This is a genomic window from Pseudomonadota bacterium (genome assembly GCA_027620075.1).
GTDB lineage: Bacteria > Pseudomonadota > Alphaproteobacteria > Rickettsiales > UBA6187 > 1-14-0-20-39-49.
In genome coordinates, this window is record JAQCEY010000002.1 from 456,819 (window position 1) to 474,459 (window position 17,641).

Consider the following 17,641-nt stretch of genomic DNA (forward strand, 5'->3'; position numbering starts at 1 on the left):
TCCTTGAGCATAGAAATATTCCACCTTACCAAATAAATGGAAATCATGCCAATGTAAAGGAATATATTTAAGTTTTATTTACTTTCTTCATCAATGGTTGCCCCTACCGAATACAAACCTTGTATAAAAATAACTGATACCTATAAGGCTTACACCTAAACCGAGGAATGAGAATACACGGAATAGCCCCTCAAGTTCCGATGCATCATATAGGAAAACCTTACCTACCGTAAATAATATAACGCATAGTGAAGCGTATCTTAGCATTATGTCTTTCCTGATTATTCCGGCAAATAATATAACCACCCCCAAAACCAACCACGCAGCAGAATATGAGTATATTTCAGCATTTGAGGTAATTCCGTGATTTAGATACTGACCGTGGAATATATGCCTGACATTCAGGCTTACCAGCATAAATACTATAGCCAGTATAAAACCTCCTATTAATCCGGCTGTTTTATATTTTTCAATATATCTTAACTGCCTTCTTGCATATATCGACCATATAACAGGCAGACCGAACGGCAATAACAGCGAGTTGAAGATAGTTACGCCCGATATTTTCTGAGCTTCCCATAACGGATTATATAGGAACATATCGAAATAGACTACACGGAATACCGCAGCCAGACACAAGACCGTTCCGCCTTGACTAAATGCCCACCGCCCCCAATATCTTCCGCAGAACATACATAACAGACCATAAACGAACAACACGTTGGTAATAATTCCCCTTTCATTAAAACCTGCCTTAATGAACAATACATCGCTATCGGGGTGTATAATATTACGTGTAACATAATACCCCATTACGGCTATAAGGGCTATAGAGGCTACCTCAAACCATCTTATAAGGTTATTATCTCTTTGTTTACACAGTAAATAGGCACTTCCAAGTAACATACAGGCAGGTATACCCAACTGAAAGAAAGGCCATTTAACTATCGGAACAGCTTCTTGCAAATGCAATTTAGCTTCAACAAGACTAAATGCCGTTAGTTGAAATAGTAGTAATATTTGCGGTAATAACACGAATCCGAATACACATGCCACAATAGCCGTTATACTCCTAAGTGAGGCTATAGATACCTTATTATTTATCCACGCTAAAGCCAACACTTGGGTTGCAACTGCCACCGACAGGAACTCCTTATCTAGTTCTATGAACAACGCCAGTGATATAAATGTAGTCGCTGCAACCGTAAATATCGTGTATAAATGCTCCTTATAAGGATATCCCTCAAGTTTATTATATATTCTGAATAATACATATACAGCCATTGCAGTAAGAATGATTGCCAGCCCTCCCCAGAAAAACGGGATATCGGCAAGTAATGATGTTTTATGCAGCTTTGCATATGCCATAAGGTAGTATGAAACACTTGTTATACCTGCCAGACTTCCCCAGATTATAGGTCGCCTTGACATGAACATAAGTATGTATCCGCTTGCTATGTAAATAAAAGAGAATGTAAGGATAGTTAAGCCCATGTCATATGGTTCTTTTGTATGCCAGCCAACTATCATTACGGCATTTACCGCCATAGATATCCATGGCACGAATCCGTATAACTTATCATTGAAATATGCAAGACCTATACCGGCAATTGCCAATAAGGCAAACAGCCCCCATTCCAACCCGCCAAAGTTAGCCTCAGCCCCGATAAGACCCATTATCATCAAAGTTCCGCCCAAACCTATATAATTCAATATAGAACTCAGCTTAGACCTGCCTTCAGGTTTATTTTCTATATCATCTTCATATTGCCTTCTTGAGCTTATAACTATCGTTGCGGCTATAGCTACGAGGAACAGCCCCAGATATATACTATCTCCTGCCGTATATCTGTCAAATAACCACGCCAGTACCCATAAAAACGATGCGATTATAGTAGGTATGGATAGCCACCACCACTGAGTTTTACGTATAACTATAAGCAGCCCCGATGCCGTAAAATACAGATATATGAACAATCCCAATATATTCCCCGAACCCGTACTTAGCAAGGCAGGTGTTAGGAAGCCTCCGGCAAAACCCAGCAACGCAATCGGAGGACCATGCCTGAGTGACAGCACTAAAGCGATAGCCGTAACAGCCGCCATGCCAATAAAACCGACAAACATAGGAACTATCTCATATAAACGGCTTGCGGCAAACACAGAAACATACAAAACGGCGATACCAGCTCCTGTTAATGACTGCGATATCCTGATACCGTTTGCAAAGTCAGGTCTTTGTCTTACCCATTTTCCGCCATATAGCAGCCCCACACCGAATATAACACCCAACACCACCCTCATTTCAGGGCCTATAAGGTTGTTATCTATCGACCATTTAACCAGATAGAATCCCGCCAACGCCAAAGCTACACCGCCTATCCAAACAGGAAGCCTTGCACCGAAACGCTCTTCAAAGCTCAATTGAGGCTCAGGTTCAGGTTGTGGTTCCGGCACATAGCTTTCAGCCTCCTCCTGCACTATCTCTTGTGTATAAACTTCCCTCTCAACAGCTTGCACCTGCTCTTCAGGTTGATTGATATTTTCGTCTTCTTCTAAATTTTGTTGCTCGACAGCAGGCTCATTATATTGTTGAGTTACAGTATTAACATTATTAGAATTAAACTGTGATATATATTCCGTTAATTCCTTTAACTTCTTCCTTAACTGATTTACTTCCCTTTGCAGCTCGCCTATTCTTGAGTGGTTAACCCAAGGCATTATAATACCGCTTACTAAAATTAATATTACAATGCTAAACCCAAATAATAATAATAATAACATTACCGTTACTCCATAAATAATATAATGACCCATGTAATTGCGGCATTGAGCAGTGCTATAAGTACGGCAGCACTGCCTACGTCCTTAGCTTTTTTTGATAATTCGTGTTTTTCTTCCGATATCCTATCCACAACCGCTTCAATCGCCGTATTAATCAATTCCACCATTAACACCAGCATAAGACTTCCGATAAGAAGTACCCTTTCCACCGTAGTGCATTCCACAATGAATGCGGCAGGCAGGAAAAATAGCATACCGAATAATTCAAGCCTGAAAGCTGCCTCGCTTTTAAAGGTGGCGGTAAGCCCGTCGATTGAATATATCAATGAATTAATTAGTCTTTTTATACTGTAGAACGGATATTGTTTTGGTTTCATTTTTTTCCTTAAAAGTATTTTTTTTATAAAGCCCGTCTTATTTTAAAGTATCCTGTCATGACATTGAGCAACAATATCAGGCTGAATACCCATAAAATATAAGTTGTAAAGCCATCTATAACATAAAACTCAAAATATAACCATATATATAGTAAAAAGCGAGGTCTTATTAACCACTTATACGGAATGCCCATTGCACTACGCACCATCGAAAAACCTATAACAACCGTGTATAGTAATATATATACGGCTCCTGACAGAGGGGTAACCAGATTAGCATCTATCAGCCCCAATCCTATTGCAACTATAACTATCTGGTCGCAGGCGGTATCGGCAAAACTTCCCTTATTTGAATCGGTTTTACTATATCTTGCCAACGGTCCGTCGATTCCGTCCAGCAATACGTGTAGTAATAACATGAACAATGTCAGACCATAATCATAATTTATAGACAATGCCGCAGCAATACCTGTTACAAGTGATAAAATAGTTATATGGTTTGGTTTTACACCATGTTCTTTCATGAAATTTAAAAGCGGTGCTAATATGTAGGCTCGTATTTCCTGCCCCCATAACATAAACTTCATTTCACCGCTTGAATAACATTTATTATCTCTTTTCATAACTCACCTCCAACAGGTTGGTTTCAAGGTGCTTTATTGCCGAGCCCGTATTGTGAAAATATATCCCTTTATATAAAAAAGCACCGAAAGGGTTGTGCGTATGCCCGAAATATATATGCCTGACATCATTTAAAAACTCAGGATTATAACGCCTTATAGAACGCATTATCTTTTTAACACAATAATTTGGAGTCATAACAAAACGTATCAGTTTATGGATTCTGAACGCTATTACCAAATCGTACAGATGATTTAAGACACCGCCTTTTTTATCGTCTTTGCTTACCGCAAGCCTTTTAAAAGGGTTATCGTTGTTTAACGGCAGGTCACCATGTAAAAACAGTTTATCATCTAATAATAAATGCGTATTGTGGTAGGAAAAATTATCAAGGTTTATCTTATCAAGCTGCCTGACAAAACCTTCAAGGCAATCATGGTTGCCCAATATATAATAAAAACGACAATGAGGTCGGCTTTTACATAGACTTTCAACCCAATTAACCGCAAAATCTATCGCTTCTTTCGTAGACTCCCTTGTAGACCACTTAAAATCAAATATATCACCGTTTAAAACGCAAAAATCAGAGCTTGCTGCAAACTCCTCAATTTTACTCTCAACACTTGAATCTGTACGGCTTGTATCAAGGTGAAGGTCGGATATAACGAATCCCTTTTGTATTTTTGTATCTTTATCAGTCACTTTTTGTATCTCCTAGCAAAAAATAATTGTTGCCAATATTGTTATTATAGCATATAATTATACAATGTTCAATAACTAAAATAAACAGTGTATAATTATATGGCAAGAAGAAGTGACCATTCACGCGAGGAGTTAAAAGAACTAGCTATATCGGCAGGTCAGGCAATTATCAGGGAAGAAGGCTTTTCAAATTTCAGTGCCAGAAAAGTAGCCCGAAATATAGGTTATACCATTGGCACGATATATAATATATTTGAAAGTCACGATGACTTTATTTTACATATTAACCGTGTAACGCTTGATGATATAGGGCAGTTCATCGCCTCAAAGACGGATAAAACGGGAATAGACGGCATAAAGCAAATGGCTGATGCCTATATTGAGTTTGCCCGAACCGATTACAACAGGTGGAGTGCGTTGTTTGAGCATATAATGCCCAAAGATACACCTTTACCCGATTGGTATGATGCTGAAATTAAAAAAATATTCTTTGCCGTTGAAGGAATTTTCTCTACAGTTATCAAGGACAAAGAAAAGTCACAAATGGCAGCAAGAACAATATGGGCAGGCATACACGGCATATGCCAGTTGGGTCTGACCGGTAAGCTTGATATTGTCGGTGCAAAATCGGTGCATGAATTAACCGATTCACTAATTGATAATTACTTAAAAAGTATCATATGATGAAAAAATTAGCTTTAATTGTATTTTTTTGCTTATTGCCTGTTCGCTCATATGCAATAATAGATGCTGTCGGAGGCAATTTCAAAGGAAGTCCGGACAATCTGGAGCAAAATATCAGCGATGGGGCTAAGGCATTAATCAAAGACGCATTTTCCGATATCCCGCAAAATGAATTAAGGGATTATCACACCCATATAATAGGCTTGGACAAGGATAAAGGTGCATATGTAAACCCTGCAATGCTTACATGGTCAAATCCTATTAAACGCTTAAAGACAAGCGTTTATTTAAGCGGTGCAGATATAAATAATATAAAAAACGGCAGCAACGAATATATCGAACGCCTTATAAGCCTGATAAGGAACATAGATAATCACGGTAAGTTCCACATCTTAGCTTTTGACCACCATTACAACAAGGACGGCTCTATAAATTATAAAAAAAGCGAGTTCTACACCTCTAATGAATATATCTTCAAATTGACCGAAAAATACCCCGATATATTCATTCCCGTAATATCGGTACACCCGTACAGAAAAGATGCCCTGCAAGAGTTGGAAAAATGGGCGGAAAAAGGAGCTAAGTGGGTAAAATGGCTACCTAATGCCCACGGCATTAACCCTTCAGACGAGGATATTACGGAATATTATCAGCTTATGAAAAAATACGGCATGACCCTGCTTACCCATGTCGGCGAAGAACAGGCAGTAGAGGCAGATGAAGACCAGTCTTTAGGCAATCCGTTACTATTTAGAAAGCCGCTTGATATCGGTGTTCGGGTGGTTATGGCACATTGTGCAAGTTTGGGTAAAGATAAGGACTTGGATAATCCGGGGCAGATAAAAACAAGCTTTGACCTTTTTATGCGTATGATGGATAACCCCAAATATGAAGGTCTGTTATTTGGTGAAATATCCGCCATAACACAGGTAAACCGCATACCGACACCATTGCTCACACTTTTGAAAAGAACCGACCTGCATCACCGCATTTTAAACGGTAGTGACTATCCCCTACCCTCCATTAATGCGGTAATCCACACACGCAGCTTGGTAAAGAACAAGATGATAACTCAGGACGAGCGCAAATACCTAAACCTGATATATCAATATAACCCTTTATTATTCGATTATGTCTTAAAACGCACCCTGAAACATCCTGAAACAGGGCTTGGTTTTTCGCCATCTGTTTTTGTGGGAATAGATAATAAAATGAGAGATAAAAAGCTGCCTGTTTTCTCCACAAAAAATGACTATGTCGTAGTGCTGCACGGAATTGCAAGGAGCAAGTCACACATGGAGCCTGTTGAAGAACATCTGGCAAAAGAAGGTTATGACGTTATCAACATTGATTATCCGTCAACCGACTATGACTTGGAACAACTGGTAGAAATACTAAATTACGACATGAGGTCAACACTAGTTGAAGATAAGCCCGTACATTTTGTAGGGTACTCAATGGGAGGTATCCTTTTGAGGGCTTACCTAGATAAATACCGACCGCACAACCTTGGGCGCGTAATACAACTGGCATCGCCGAATAACGGTAGTGAAGTTGCCGATTTTGTAAAAAACCGGTATTTATACAAGAAAATTTACGGTCCTGCCGGTCAGGAGCTTACGACGAATAATCATCAGACCCTGAAATTATTGGGCAAAGTCTCTTATGAGCTTGGCGTTGTAGCAGGCAACGGCACAATAGACCCTATTTCATCATATATTATTGACGGTGATGATGACGGTAAGGTATCTATAGAAAGTACCAAACTAGAAGGCATGAAGGATCATATAGTAGTTCCTGCCTCACACATGTTCTTCCCAAGTAATGAGGAAGTCCATGAACAGGTATCGTATTTTTTAAAACACGGCAAATTTATAAGGAAATAGCACAATGAAAAAAATCTACTCAATTCTTCTTATTATAATGTTTTTACCAAGATTTTCAGCGGCAAGTGACGACCCATGCATCGCTTATTTAGATGAGCTTAAAAAACATAGTTTCATAACTTACACCGTTAATGACCGTACCATTGATTATGTATTGCGTTTTAGAAACGGGGGATATAAAGAATTTACCGGTTTTTGTAAAAGCAATGTCAGAGGAGAAAATTCAATTGAACTTACCGAATATATAAGCGAATATGATGTTGCTTTATTTAAAGTAACTAACGGTTATGCGAAAGAGCCGATGAACATATCTTATTTACTTATCGACATAAAAAACGGTGGGGAACAAGCTATTAAGAGCATGACACAACCGATTTTATCACCCGACCGAAAAAGGATAGTTACCGATTTTACCAAAGAATTGGCGATATATAATATCGGTAACGGTGATATAAAAAACGAATATAAAACCCCCGAACAAAATAATATGATAAAATTCGGTGATACGGTCTATTCTATATCTACTTTAAATTATCTTGACGATAACAATCAAGTTGCTGCCAAAGCATCTGAAGGCTGGATTTCTAATAACGAGATAAAGTTTCAGCATTTTAAAATAGGTGTTGATACGGATGAAAATTATAAGGAACAGCTTCTTATTCTAACCGATGAAGGGTGGAAGGTTAAGTAAAGTAAATTCAAATTTACTATAACAAAATAAAAGAAAACCGATGAAAGACACATTGCACTTACTAAAAACAAAACGCTTCCTCCCTCTGTTTATTACGCAGTTTATGGGGGCGTTTAATGATAATGCATTTAAAAACGCATTCCTTATATGGTTTACTTACGATATAGCAAAACAAACGGGTGCAGATGCAAATTTCGTAGTTACTTTGGCTGCCGGTCTTTTCATACTGCCTTTCTTTTTATTTTCAGCTACCGCCGGTCAGGTTGCGGATAAATATGAAAAATCATGGTTAACCCAAAAAATAAAGCAAGTCGAAATAATACTTATGATAGGCTGTGCGGTTTTCTTCTACCTAAAAAGCGTAGAAGGCTTGATGGTGATATTATTCTTTATGGGAGTTCAGTCAACTTTCTTCGGTCCTATAAAATACAGCCTGTTACCCGAACATTTAAAGGAAGATGAACTGATAAGCGGTAACGGGTTGATAGAAGGCGGTACGTTCTTATCAATATTGCTGGGAACAATATTCGGCGGACTGATAATCCGCACAACATACGGTGTCGGCTTGTTATCGGCTTTTGTGATTTTATTTGCGGTTATCGGTTGGTTTTCCGCCAGATATATCCCCACAGCAACGATAGGCGATAAAAATCTGAAAGTAAGTTGGAATATCATAGCCCAAACATGGAAAATAATAGGCTATGCACGTCAGGAACGTACCGTATGGTTATCTATTATCGGTATATCATGGTTCTGGTTCGTCGGGGTTACTTTCCTTACACAATTCCCGATATATACAAAAAATATTATCGGAGGAAATGAACATGTGGTTACATTGTTCCTTGCCGTTTTCTCAATCGGAGTCGGCATAGGTTCGGTTTTATGTAACAAACTGCTAAAAGGACAGATAAACGGCAAACTTGTACCCATGGGTGCAGCCGGAATGACCGTTTCCATATTCCTTTTTGCCTATGCATCAGGCTTATACACAAACTTATCCACAGAGATATCCATAATGGAATTTCTAAGTTCGGGCATAGCTGCATGGCTGATTATCCTAGATTTACTTATGCTTTCGGTTTTCTCCGGCATTTATATCGTACCTTTATATACGATAATGCAGCACCGTTCGGATAATAAGCATATTTCACGCATTATTGCGGCAAATAACGTTATAAATGCCTTCTTCATGGTAATTGCAAGTATTTACGCAATATTAATATTTGAACAGGGCTTTAACGTTGTAGAGCTTTTATTATCGGTCGGCTTACTGAGTATACCGGTATTTTTCATGGTTAGACAAATTGTAAAAAGGAGACTCGGTAATGAAACTTCATAATGTTGAGCGTAATCTGGTTATATGGACGGTTGTAACTATCATATGTGCCTTCCCCAGCTTTAGGATAGCCCGTGGCGAAGGTTTTGATGTTATAGCGATGCTTATAGGAATCCTGATTGTAATTACGGGATATACATTTGCTAGCTCAACATCATTTTATCAAAATATAAAAACAAATAAAATATACTTTTACAAAGCATTAAAAATATCTTTTATCCTAAAAATTTTAAATGCACTAATAACTATACCCTTTAATTACAAAACAGAGTCATATTCAATATTTATATATCTTATAGATATTTACGCAGGAATATTTGCATTTGCATCTACAAAATCCGTTCTCGGATTAAAAAGTGAAAAAGCGATGAAAGAATTTTTCCCTACATTACTTACTACATTATCCGAAGCTATAATAATGAGCCTGTTTATATTATTTATAGCATTTTTAATTTGGGGAGTAATTAGAATATGGCTTCTGATTTTTAAAAGGAAGAAAAATGCTAGTTAAATTGCACGATTTCAAAAAGAACTTAAAAATATGGAGTATCTTAGTATCGGTTTATTCTTTACCGTATATAGCTTTTACCCTGCTTAACAGACATAGCTCCTGTAATTTACAATTACATATAATTATATTCTTTATTATATTATCAATTATTTTTTATAGTTTATTTACATCAACCTCATTCTTTACAAATATAAAAAACAATAAAAAAACATTTTATAAGGCACTAAAAATAGCCGTTATATTAAAAATAATAACCGTATTTCCTTTAGATAATGTGTGGGTAGCCATGTTCTCATACATGATTACGGGTGAAGTTTTATCTATTGATATCCCATGGAAAACATGCCCTCACGAATGGTGGCTATTTTCCACAAATTTCGTACTAGGCTTAGTACATATAGCTGTTGTCAACATTATCATAATATCTTCGGCGATATTAATATGGATATTTATAAAACTTTGGACAAAGTTGTTTAAAAAGGAGAAAATAAAATGAGAACAATAATGCGTAAGCTTTTCAAATTTTTCTACAATGTAGAGGTTAAGGGTATTGAAAATTTTAAACAGGCAGGTGACAGGGTTTTGATAGTTGCCAACCACCTGTCATTTATTGACGCTGCATTGATATATTGTTTCATGCCACAAAGACCGTTATTTGCGGTAAACAGCTTTATTGCCCGAAAATGGTATTTCAGACCTTTCTTAAAACTGGTAGAAAACTTCCCGCTTGACCCAACCAACCCCATGGCAACAAAAGCCATGATAAACGAGATAAAGAAAGACAAAAAATGTATGATTTTCCCTGAAGGTAGAATTACCGTTACAGGCTCATTAATGAAAGTGTATGAAGGTCCGGGTATGATTGCCGATAAGTCGGATGCCAAAATCCTTCCCGTCAGAATTGATGGTGCACAATACACACCGTTCTCACGTTTAAAAGGAAAAGTCCGTATAAAACTTTTCCCTAAAATAACAATAACAATTTTAGAACCTCGAACCTTTGATATAGACCCTGAAATTAAGGGCAGAAAGCGTCGTCATGCAGCAGGGATTAAACTTTATGACCTTATGAGCCAAATGCTTTTTGATAGCTCCGATTACAAAAAAACATTATTCCGATCGGTACTTGACCAGTCACATATTCACGGACGCAGGCATATAATCGCCGAAGATGCCCTAAGGAAACCGATAAATTACGGCTCACTCATAACACGCTGCTTTATACTTGGGGACAAGATAGCCCAAAATACCAAGAAAGGTGAATATGTAGGCGTAATGCTACCTAACATGGTGACATCTATAGTAACTTTTTTTGCATTGCAATATATTGGTCGGGTTCCGGCAATGCTTAACTTTTCCACAGGGGAGAAAAACCTTATTTCCGCATGTAAAACTGCAAAAATAAAAAGTATCTATACATCTAAACGCTTTGTAACTATGGGGAAACTCGAAGGCATAATTGAAGCTGCAAAAAAGCAAAAGATTAAAGTAATTTATTTAGAAGATGTAGCTGGGGCAGTTAACATATTTGACAAATTGACAGGATTTTGTAAGGGACTACTCCCCTCTGTCTTTTATAAGCCTGAGAAAAATGCCTGTCAGAAACCTGCCGTTGTTTTATTCACATCAGGCTCGGAAGGAACTCCCAAAGGTGTTGTGCTATCACATGAGAATATTCAGGCAAACCGCTATCAGCTTGCGTCCCGTGTGGATTTCGGCCCTACCGATATCGTGTTTAACGCATTGCCTATTTTCCATTCATTCGGTTTGACAGGCGGAACATTGTTACCTGTACTTTCAGGTATCCGTACCTTCTTTTATCCTTCCCCACTGCATTATCGCATAGTACCCGAACTTATATATGACACCAATGCTACTATTATGTTCGGAACGGATACTTTCTTATCTGGTTATGCAAGATTCGCCAATAGCTATGATTTTTATTCCGTCCGCTACGTATTTGCAGGTGCGGAGAGGTTAAAAGAAGAAACAAGACGGCTATGGGCAGAAAAATACGGTGTCAGGATATTTGAAGGATACGGGGCAACCGAGACCTCCCCCGCCCTTTCTACTAACACCCCTATGCATAACAAACCCGGAACTGTCGGCAGGTTACTACCGGCAATTGAATATAAACTAGAAGATGTACCGGGTATTGAAGACGGCGGCAAACTTATCGTAAAAGGAGCTAACATAATGAAAGGTTACCTGCTTAGTAAAACACCGGGTAAGCTTATTCCTCCCGAAAACGGTTATTATGATACGGGCGATATCGTATCAATTGACGATGAGGGATATATAACCATTAAGGGGCGTGCAAAGCGTTTCGCAAAAATAGCCGGTGAGATGGTATCGCTGACGGCGGTTGAAACATATCTTTCAAAACTCTGGGCTGATAACCATCATGCGGTAGTCAGTATCCCCGATGCAAAAAAAGGGGAAGCACTGGTATTAGTAACCGATAAGACCGATGCCGAGCGTGCTGATATTTCAGCCTATGCAAAAAAACAAGGCATAGGAGAACTATCTGTTCCTAAAACGATTAAGATAGTTGATAAAGTTCCACTACTTGGCACAGGCAAGACAGATTATGTTTCGGTACAGAAGCTTGCCTCTTAATTATAAAAGCCTCTGCACAAGAGTTCAAAAGCTCCCTCTCCCTTAGGGAGAAGGGACTAAATTTTATAATGCCTTACCACTTTTGCAGAGGCTTCCATAGCAAATAGCTAACTTTTTAAAATAATTTTAACTATTTCTATAAAATATGTTATAATATAACTCTTAAATTATGGAGTTATATTAATATGGATAATAATGAAAACGGTTCTATCACACCCGAAAATGAGATTTCGCCAAGAATTTTAGCTCAAATGCTCCTCGAAGACGGTAGACAAAATCCTAACTTATCGCCATCTATAAACGGTACACCGAACACTGAAGCATCAACACCATGCAGTCAAGAGTTGGCAGGTTTAACATGTCAACCCGTCGTGCCGGCTTTTAATTTAGGGGAAGCAGCCATGCCGCCGACAAAAGAAACATATACGACCAGCTTCAGAACGGTAACTGCATCACATGTCGAACAAAAAAATTCGCCATTTTTTACCGATTCAATCCCACAAAATCCGACAGGATACACCGGATTAGTCAAACCCAAAGCGTTAAGACCTCACGAAATCGCTGAACGTCAAAAAGCCGGCAAGGATTCTTATCCGACCATATAGCCGAACTACGTCCCATAATAGACTGGATTAGATATAAAATATATAGTATCTTGCTATAGGATTAAGATACGAATATCTTTGGGGGCAAAATGAGCGTTAAAAAAACTTTAAAAGAATTAGGTGTAAAACTAGATGACTTTAAGGGGCGTGATATAGAAGTATATTCGCCTATTGACGGAAGCCATCTTGCAAGTATCCATGCCGACCACCATCAAACCGCCGATGAAAAAATAGCAAAGTCTGTAGCTGCATTTGAAAAATGGCGTGATGTGCCTGCTCCAAAACGTGGGGAGATTATCAGATGCTTCGGTAACGAGCTAAGGGAAAACAAGGAGAATCTAGCAGAACTGGTTACTATGGAGTGCGGAAAGATATTACAGGAAGGTCTGGGTGAAGTTCAGGAAATGATAGATATCTGTGATTTTGCCGTTGGTCTTTCACGTCAGATAGGCGGGCTTACTCTTCCGTCAGAACGCCCGATGCACGTTATGCATGAAAACTGGCTTCCCCTTGGTCCTGTTGGAATCATCAGTGCGTTTAATTTCCCCGTTGCCGTATGGGCTTGGAATACTGCGATTGCAATTATCTGCGGTGACTCGGTTATCTGGAAGCCATCTGAAAAAACCCCTCTTACCGCCCTTGCCTGTCAATCCGTTTTCCAAAATGCTCTCAAAAAATCAGGCATGGAAGAACATCAGGATATATCGCAAGTAGTGCTAGGTTTTGCCAATATCGGGGAACAGATAGTAAATGACAGTCGCATACCGCTTATAAGTGCCACAGGCAGTTGCTCAATGGGCAGGGTTGTAGGTCAACATGTTGCATCAAGAATGGGTAAATCAATCTTGGAATTAGGCGGCAATAATGCGGTTATAGTTACTCCCTCCGCTGATTTTGATGTAGCATTGCCGTCAATTTTATTTGGTGCGGTAGGTACGGCAGGTCAGCGTTGCACATCAACAAGGCGTGTGTTTGTCCATCACGATATATATAACAAATTCTTTGAGAAATTAAGGGTTGCCTATTCAGGATTGCCGAAAAAAGTAGGCAATCCTTTAAAAGACGGCACTCTCATAGGACCGTTAATTGATGAAGAATCATTTAATAATATGCAAAACAGCCTGAATATCGTGCGTAATTATAAAGACGCTAAAATTGTCGGAGGCAAAAGGATATTAGAGAAAAAGTTCCCCGATGCATATTACGTAGAGCCGGCACTTGTCATGATAAAAGAACAGGAAGACATTGTTAAGAAAGAGACATTCGCCCCCATTTTATATGTAATGCCTTATGACGATTTGTGCGGTGCAATAAAAATGCAAAATGATGTACCGCAAGGTTTATCATCTGCAATATTCACTAATGATTTACGTGAAGCTGAGATTTTCAAACAATATAGCGATTGCGGGATTGCCAATGTAAATATAGGCACTTCAGGTGCGGAGATAGGCGGAGCATTCGGAGGCGAAAAAGAAACCGGAGGCGGGCGTGAATCGGGTTCAGACTCATGGAAATCCTATATGCGTCGTCAGACCAGCACAACTTATTACGGAGAAAAAGCCCCTCAACTGGCTCAGGGTATTAAGTTCGGTTAAACGGCTGATGAAAGTCTTTCCGCCTGATCTTCGGATATCAGTGCGTCAATTACTTCATCTAGTTCACCACCTTCAACAATTTCATGTATCTTATATAATGTAAGGTTGATACGGTGGTCGGAAACCCTGCCTTGCGGATAGTTATATGTTCTTATTCTTTCGGAACGGTCACCCGTGCCTACTTGACTTTTTCTGTCAGCCGCTCTCGCAGCATCGGCTTTAGCACGCTCGGCATCATATATTCTTGCCATCAAGACTTTCATAGCTTTAGCTCGGTTCTTATGCTGCGATTTCTCATCTTGCTGTGAAACGACTATACCGGTAGGAATATGAGTAATACGCACGGCACTATCTGTCGTATTTACCGACTGTCCGCCCGGACCGCTTGCTCTGAAAACGTCTATACGCAAGTCTTTTTCTTCTATCTTGACATCTACCTCTTCGGCTTCAGGCAACACTGCTACCGTTGCGGCAGACGTATGCACCCTTCCGCTTGTTTCGGTTTCAGGAACACGTTGCACCCTATGCACTCCTGATTCAAACTTCATACGTGCGAATACATCTTTACCTATAATATTTGCAGAAGCTTCTTTTACACCACCTATACCCGTTTCGGACATTGACAATATTTCCATTTTCCAGCCACGTTTTTCAGAATAACGCTGATACATACGGAACAGATTCCCGGCAAATAACGCAGCTTCCTCCCCTCCTGTTCCTGCCCTTATTTCCAAAATAGCGTTTTTACTATCCGCCTTATCTTTGGGTAGCAATGCAATTTTTATCTGCTTTTCAAGTTTAGGCAGCTTCTTTCTTATATTATAAAGTTCTTCTTCTGCCATATCATGCATTTCAGGGTCTTCCAGCATCTCTTTCAAATCTTCCTGCTCTTGAAAAGCCAGTATATATTCTTTAGCAAGCTCGACTACATGCCCCCTATCGGAATATTCTTTGGAAAGCTTTACAAATTCCTGCTGGTTCATAGAGGAAGGGTCTGCTATCTTCTTCTCGAGTTCCTGATGTTGTTTTATTATATTTTCTAATTTTTCTTTGAATTCCATTATATAGCCCTAACCTTATCCACCAATTTATCCACCGATATATCCACTTCCTCACCGCTATCAAAGTCTTTTACCTTGGCAACCTTATTTTTAATTTCGTCATCACCAAAAATAACAGCCGCCTTAGCGTTCATACCGTTAGCTCTCTTCATACGTTTTTTTACATTGCCGGAATATCCAAGTTCGATATATATTCCTTCTTTTCGTAAAACTCCAGCTAATAAAGCAGCCTGCTTTTCAGCGTTTTCACCGATAGGTATAAGCACTACGGGTCTTATATCGGGAATTTCTTTACCGAATAAGGCAACCAGACGCTCAACTCCTCCTGCAAAACCCACCGCCGGAGTATCCGCCCCGCCCATCATTGAAATAAGCCCGTCATATCTTCCACCTGCAAGGACTGCGTTTTGAGAACCCAAAGCATCGGTTGTAAATTCAAAGGCAGTATGACAATAATAATCAAGCCCCCTTACCAAACGGCTATTTACGCTATAATTTACACCCGGACTTTCAAGTCCGCTTTTAACATTAGCGAAAAATTCCGCTGCCTCATTGCTATAATATTCTGAAATTGAAGGAGCATTTTCCACTATCTTCTTATCACCTTCATCTTTTGAATCCAAAATACGCATAGGGTTTTTCTCCAGACGTATCTTTGAATCGTCCGAAAGTTCATTCTTATAATCATTTAAGTAGTCAACCAGAGCATCACGGTATTTCTCACGTGATTCTTTATCACCAAGCGAATTTATCTCTAATTTTATTTTATCGGATACGCCAAGTGCTTCTAAAATATGAGCTGCCATTGATATAACCTCAACGTCGGACGTATAGTCGGCAACGCCAAGCATCTCGAAATTTATCTGGTGGAACTGACGCTGCCTGCCTTTTTGCGGACGCTCATACCTAAAAAGCGGACCGGTAGAAAACAGCTTCAAAGGCAATTGATTAGTTAAACCGCCCGATATGAAAGCTCTTGCGATACCTGCCGTAAATTCAGGACGCAAAGTTATGCTCTCCCCTCCCCTGTCTTCAAAAATATACATTTCCTTGCCGACAACATCGGATTCTTCACCGAGGGTTTTGGCAAAAACTTCCGTAAATTCAAAAATAGGCGTAGATATTTCCTTAAAGCCATACAGGGAACTGACCTTTCTTGCGGTATTTTGCACATGGCTAAATACCCTGAACTCATCGCTCAGGATATCTTTAGTTCCTCTTACGGGCTGTAATTTATGACTCATAATTTTATAATATAAAATTTTTATTGAGCATTTATACATATGTCACTTAATAAATGCAAATCATTAGTAACGCATTATATACCGAACACACCGCTACAGGAATCTTTCCACGCATCATGAAATTCTTTTAGATGCGTCCTTTTATCCCCTTCATTTTCAATAAGCATCAAAACGTCATCTATTGCTTTATTATAATTCTTCTTTGATAACTCCCCTCTATGCTGCATATATCTTAAATAGACAAGATATGTGTTCAACACGTCTGTTTCACAATAATCCCTTATCGCTTTTATTTCTCCGTTATCGAACATTTGGGAAACCTTCCCCCCATCTACACCGAACTTTCCGGGAAAGCCCAGTATGGCACAAACTTCATTCAGCTTTATTCTTGCAGATGCACCGAAATCCGACAATCCGTCTATCAGGTCGCAGTGCCAGTCAAGACTATATCTTGAAGAATAGCTGTTCCATTTATCACCCGAATTATAATACCAAGGCACAGCTATCCCATATTTCATAGCTCTGTATTTCATTACCGGTATATCGAAAGTCTTGCCGTTAAAACTTACAAATCTCGGCTTTATTTTGCTTAAATAGCTAAAACACCCTTCGATTAGCTCTTTTTCCGTAGCACCTTCTTCTCCACCTGAACGCAGTTCTGTTAAATGGTATTGCTCGCCGTCTGAAGACCTGTCTATCTGTGCCACCAAAAAACTTATAGCCACAACTTTATGGAACGGTTGCCTTAAGAAAGCATTTTTGCCATCGGTTATTTCAAGATGATAGTTTTCCAGCTCCTCTCTTAAAGCCGCTTCATCAGTTTTGGTTGTACCCGTAAGGTTATAGGCAGCTTCGGTATCAGGAATAGTTTCAATATCGAATACGAATAAAGTTTGATGCATAATATAGTTTTGGTTGTTGGTTA

16 protein-coding genes and 1 pseudogene are annotated in these 17,641 nt (G+C 39.1%); 10 read left to right on the forward strand and 7 right to left on the reverse strand.

Translation table 11 applies throughout. The features are described 5' to 3' along the window. Positions 1-90 precede the first annotated feature (90 nt). The 4 genes from O2942_05245 to O2942_05260 form a co-directional block, all read right to left on the reverse strand. On the reverse strand, positions 91-2,721 hold the full coding sequence (locus O2942_05245) for a DUF2339 domain-containing protein (GenBank protein MDA0781655.1): 2,631 nt from the start codon (positions 2,719-2,721) through the stop codon (positions 91-93). Positions 2,722-2,789: 68 nt separating this feature from the next. Beyond that, positions 2,790-3,161, reverse strand: a complete 372-nt coding sequence (locus tag O2942_05250; protein ID MDA0781656.1) for a diacylglycerol kinase — start codon at positions 3,159-3,161, stop codon at positions 2,790-2,792. A 23-nt stretch (positions 3,162-3,184) separates the two neighbouring features. Continuing rightward, positions 3,185-3,784: a CDP-alcohol phosphatidyltransferase family protein gene (locus O2942_05255; protein ID MDA0781657.1), complete on the reverse strand. Its 600-nt coding sequence runs from the start codon at positions 3,782-3,784 to the stop codon at positions 3,185-3,187. Next, positions 3,771-4,484, reverse strand: coding sequence for a metallophosphoesterase (locus O2942_05260; protein ID MDA0781658.1), 714 nt, complete (start codon positions 4,482-4,484; stop codon positions 3,771-3,773). The genes O2942_05255 and O2942_05260 overlap by 14 nt, the downstream gene beginning before the upstream one ends. Positions 4,485-4,583: 99 nt before the next feature. Here O2942_05260 and O2942_05265 point away from each other — a divergent pair, with 99 nt between their 5' ends. The 10 genes and pseudogenes from O2942_05265 (at position 4,584) to O2942_05310 (ending at position 14,411) form a co-directional block, all read left to right on the forward strand. After that, positions 4,584-5,168 carry a TetR/AcrR family transcriptional regulator gene (locus O2942_05265; protein ID MDA0781659.1) on the forward strand — a complete coding sequence of 195 codons (585 nt, stop codon included), beginning with the start codon at positions 4,584-4,586 and terminating at the stop codon, positions 5,166-5,168. Between the two features lie 239 nt (positions 5,169-5,407). Next, positions 5,408-6,175 (forward strand): annotated as a pseudogene (locus O2942_05270) (amidohydrolase family protein). A 204-nt stretch (positions 6,176-6,379) separates the two neighbouring features. Next, the gene (locus O2942_05275; GenBank protein MDA0781660.1) at positions 6,380-7,054 is read left to right on the forward strand and encodes an alpha/beta fold hydrolase; all 675 of its coding nucleotides are present in this window, start codon (positions 6,380-6,382) and stop codon (positions 7,052-7,054) included. Between the two features lie 4 nt (positions 7,055-7,058). Next, entirely contained in the window at positions 7,059-7,745 is a 687-nt protein-coding gene (locus O2942_05280; GenBank protein MDA0781661.1) for a hypothetical protein, read from the forward strand. A 40-nt stretch (positions 7,746-7,785) separates the two neighbouring features. Further along, positions 7,786-9,084 carry an MFS transporter gene (locus O2942_05285; protein ID MDA0781662.1) on the forward strand — a complete coding sequence of 433 codons (1,299 nt, stop codon included), beginning with the start codon at positions 7,786-7,788 and terminating at the stop codon, positions 9,082-9,084. Then, entirely contained in the window at positions 9,071-9,592 is a 522-nt protein-coding gene (locus tag O2942_05290) for a hypothetical protein (protein ID MDA0781663.1), read from the forward strand. The genes O2942_05285 and O2942_05290 overlap by 14 nt, the downstream gene beginning before the upstream one ends. Then, a complete protein-coding gene (locus tag O2942_05295) occupies positions 9,582-10,088 on the forward strand; it encodes a hypothetical protein (protein ID MDA0781664.1) in 507 nt (168 codons plus the stop codon). The genes O2942_05290 and O2942_05295 overlap by 11 nt, the downstream gene beginning before the upstream one ends. Continuing rightward, on the forward strand, positions 10,085-12,211 hold the full coding sequence (locus tag O2942_05300; GenBank protein MDA0781665.1) for an AMP-binding protein: 2,127 nt from the start codon (positions 10,085-10,087) through the stop codon (positions 12,209-12,211). Before O2942_05295 ends, O2942_05300 begins: the two co-directional genes overlap by 4 nt. 185 nt (positions 12,212-12,396) lie before the next feature. Then, a complete protein-coding gene (locus O2942_05305) occupies positions 12,397-12,816 on the forward strand; it encodes a hypothetical protein (protein MDA0781666.1) in 420 nt (139 codons plus the stop codon). An 89-nt stretch (positions 12,817-12,905) separates the two neighbouring features. Continuing rightward, complete coding sequence (locus O2942_05310) at positions 12,906-14,411, forward strand: aldehyde dehydrogenase family protein (GenBank protein ID MDA0781667.1); 1,506 nt, start codon at positions 12,906-12,908, stop codon at positions 14,409-14,411. On the opposite strand, the gene prfA is transcribed toward O2942_05310, so the two are convergent. The 3 genes from prfA to O2942_05325 all read right to left on the reverse strand — a co-directional run bounded on the left by prfA (position 14,408) and on the right by O2942_05325 (position 17,618). Continuing rightward, on the reverse strand, positions 14,408-15,472 hold the full coding sequence (gene prfA / locus O2942_05315; GenBank protein ID MDA0781668.1) for a peptide chain release factor 1: 1,065 nt from the start codon (positions 15,470-15,472) through the stop codon (positions 14,408-14,410). The genes O2942_05310 and prfA overlap by 4 nt on opposite strands. Next, positions 15,472-16,716 carry a histidine--tRNA ligase gene (hisS, locus tag O2942_05320; GenBank protein ID MDA0781669.1) on the reverse strand — a complete coding sequence of 415 codons (1,245 nt, stop codon included), beginning with the start codon at positions 16,714-16,716 and terminating at the stop codon, positions 15,472-15,474. The genes prfA and hisS overlap by 1 nt, the downstream gene beginning before the upstream one ends. Before the next feature lie 74 nt (positions 16,717-16,790). Next, the gene (locus O2942_05325) at positions 16,791-17,618 is read right to left on the reverse strand and encodes a 3'-5' exonuclease (protein MDA0781670.1); all 828 of its coding nucleotides are present in this window, start codon (positions 17,616-17,618) and stop codon (positions 16,791-16,793) included. Positions 17,619-17,641: the final 23 nt, after the last annotated feature.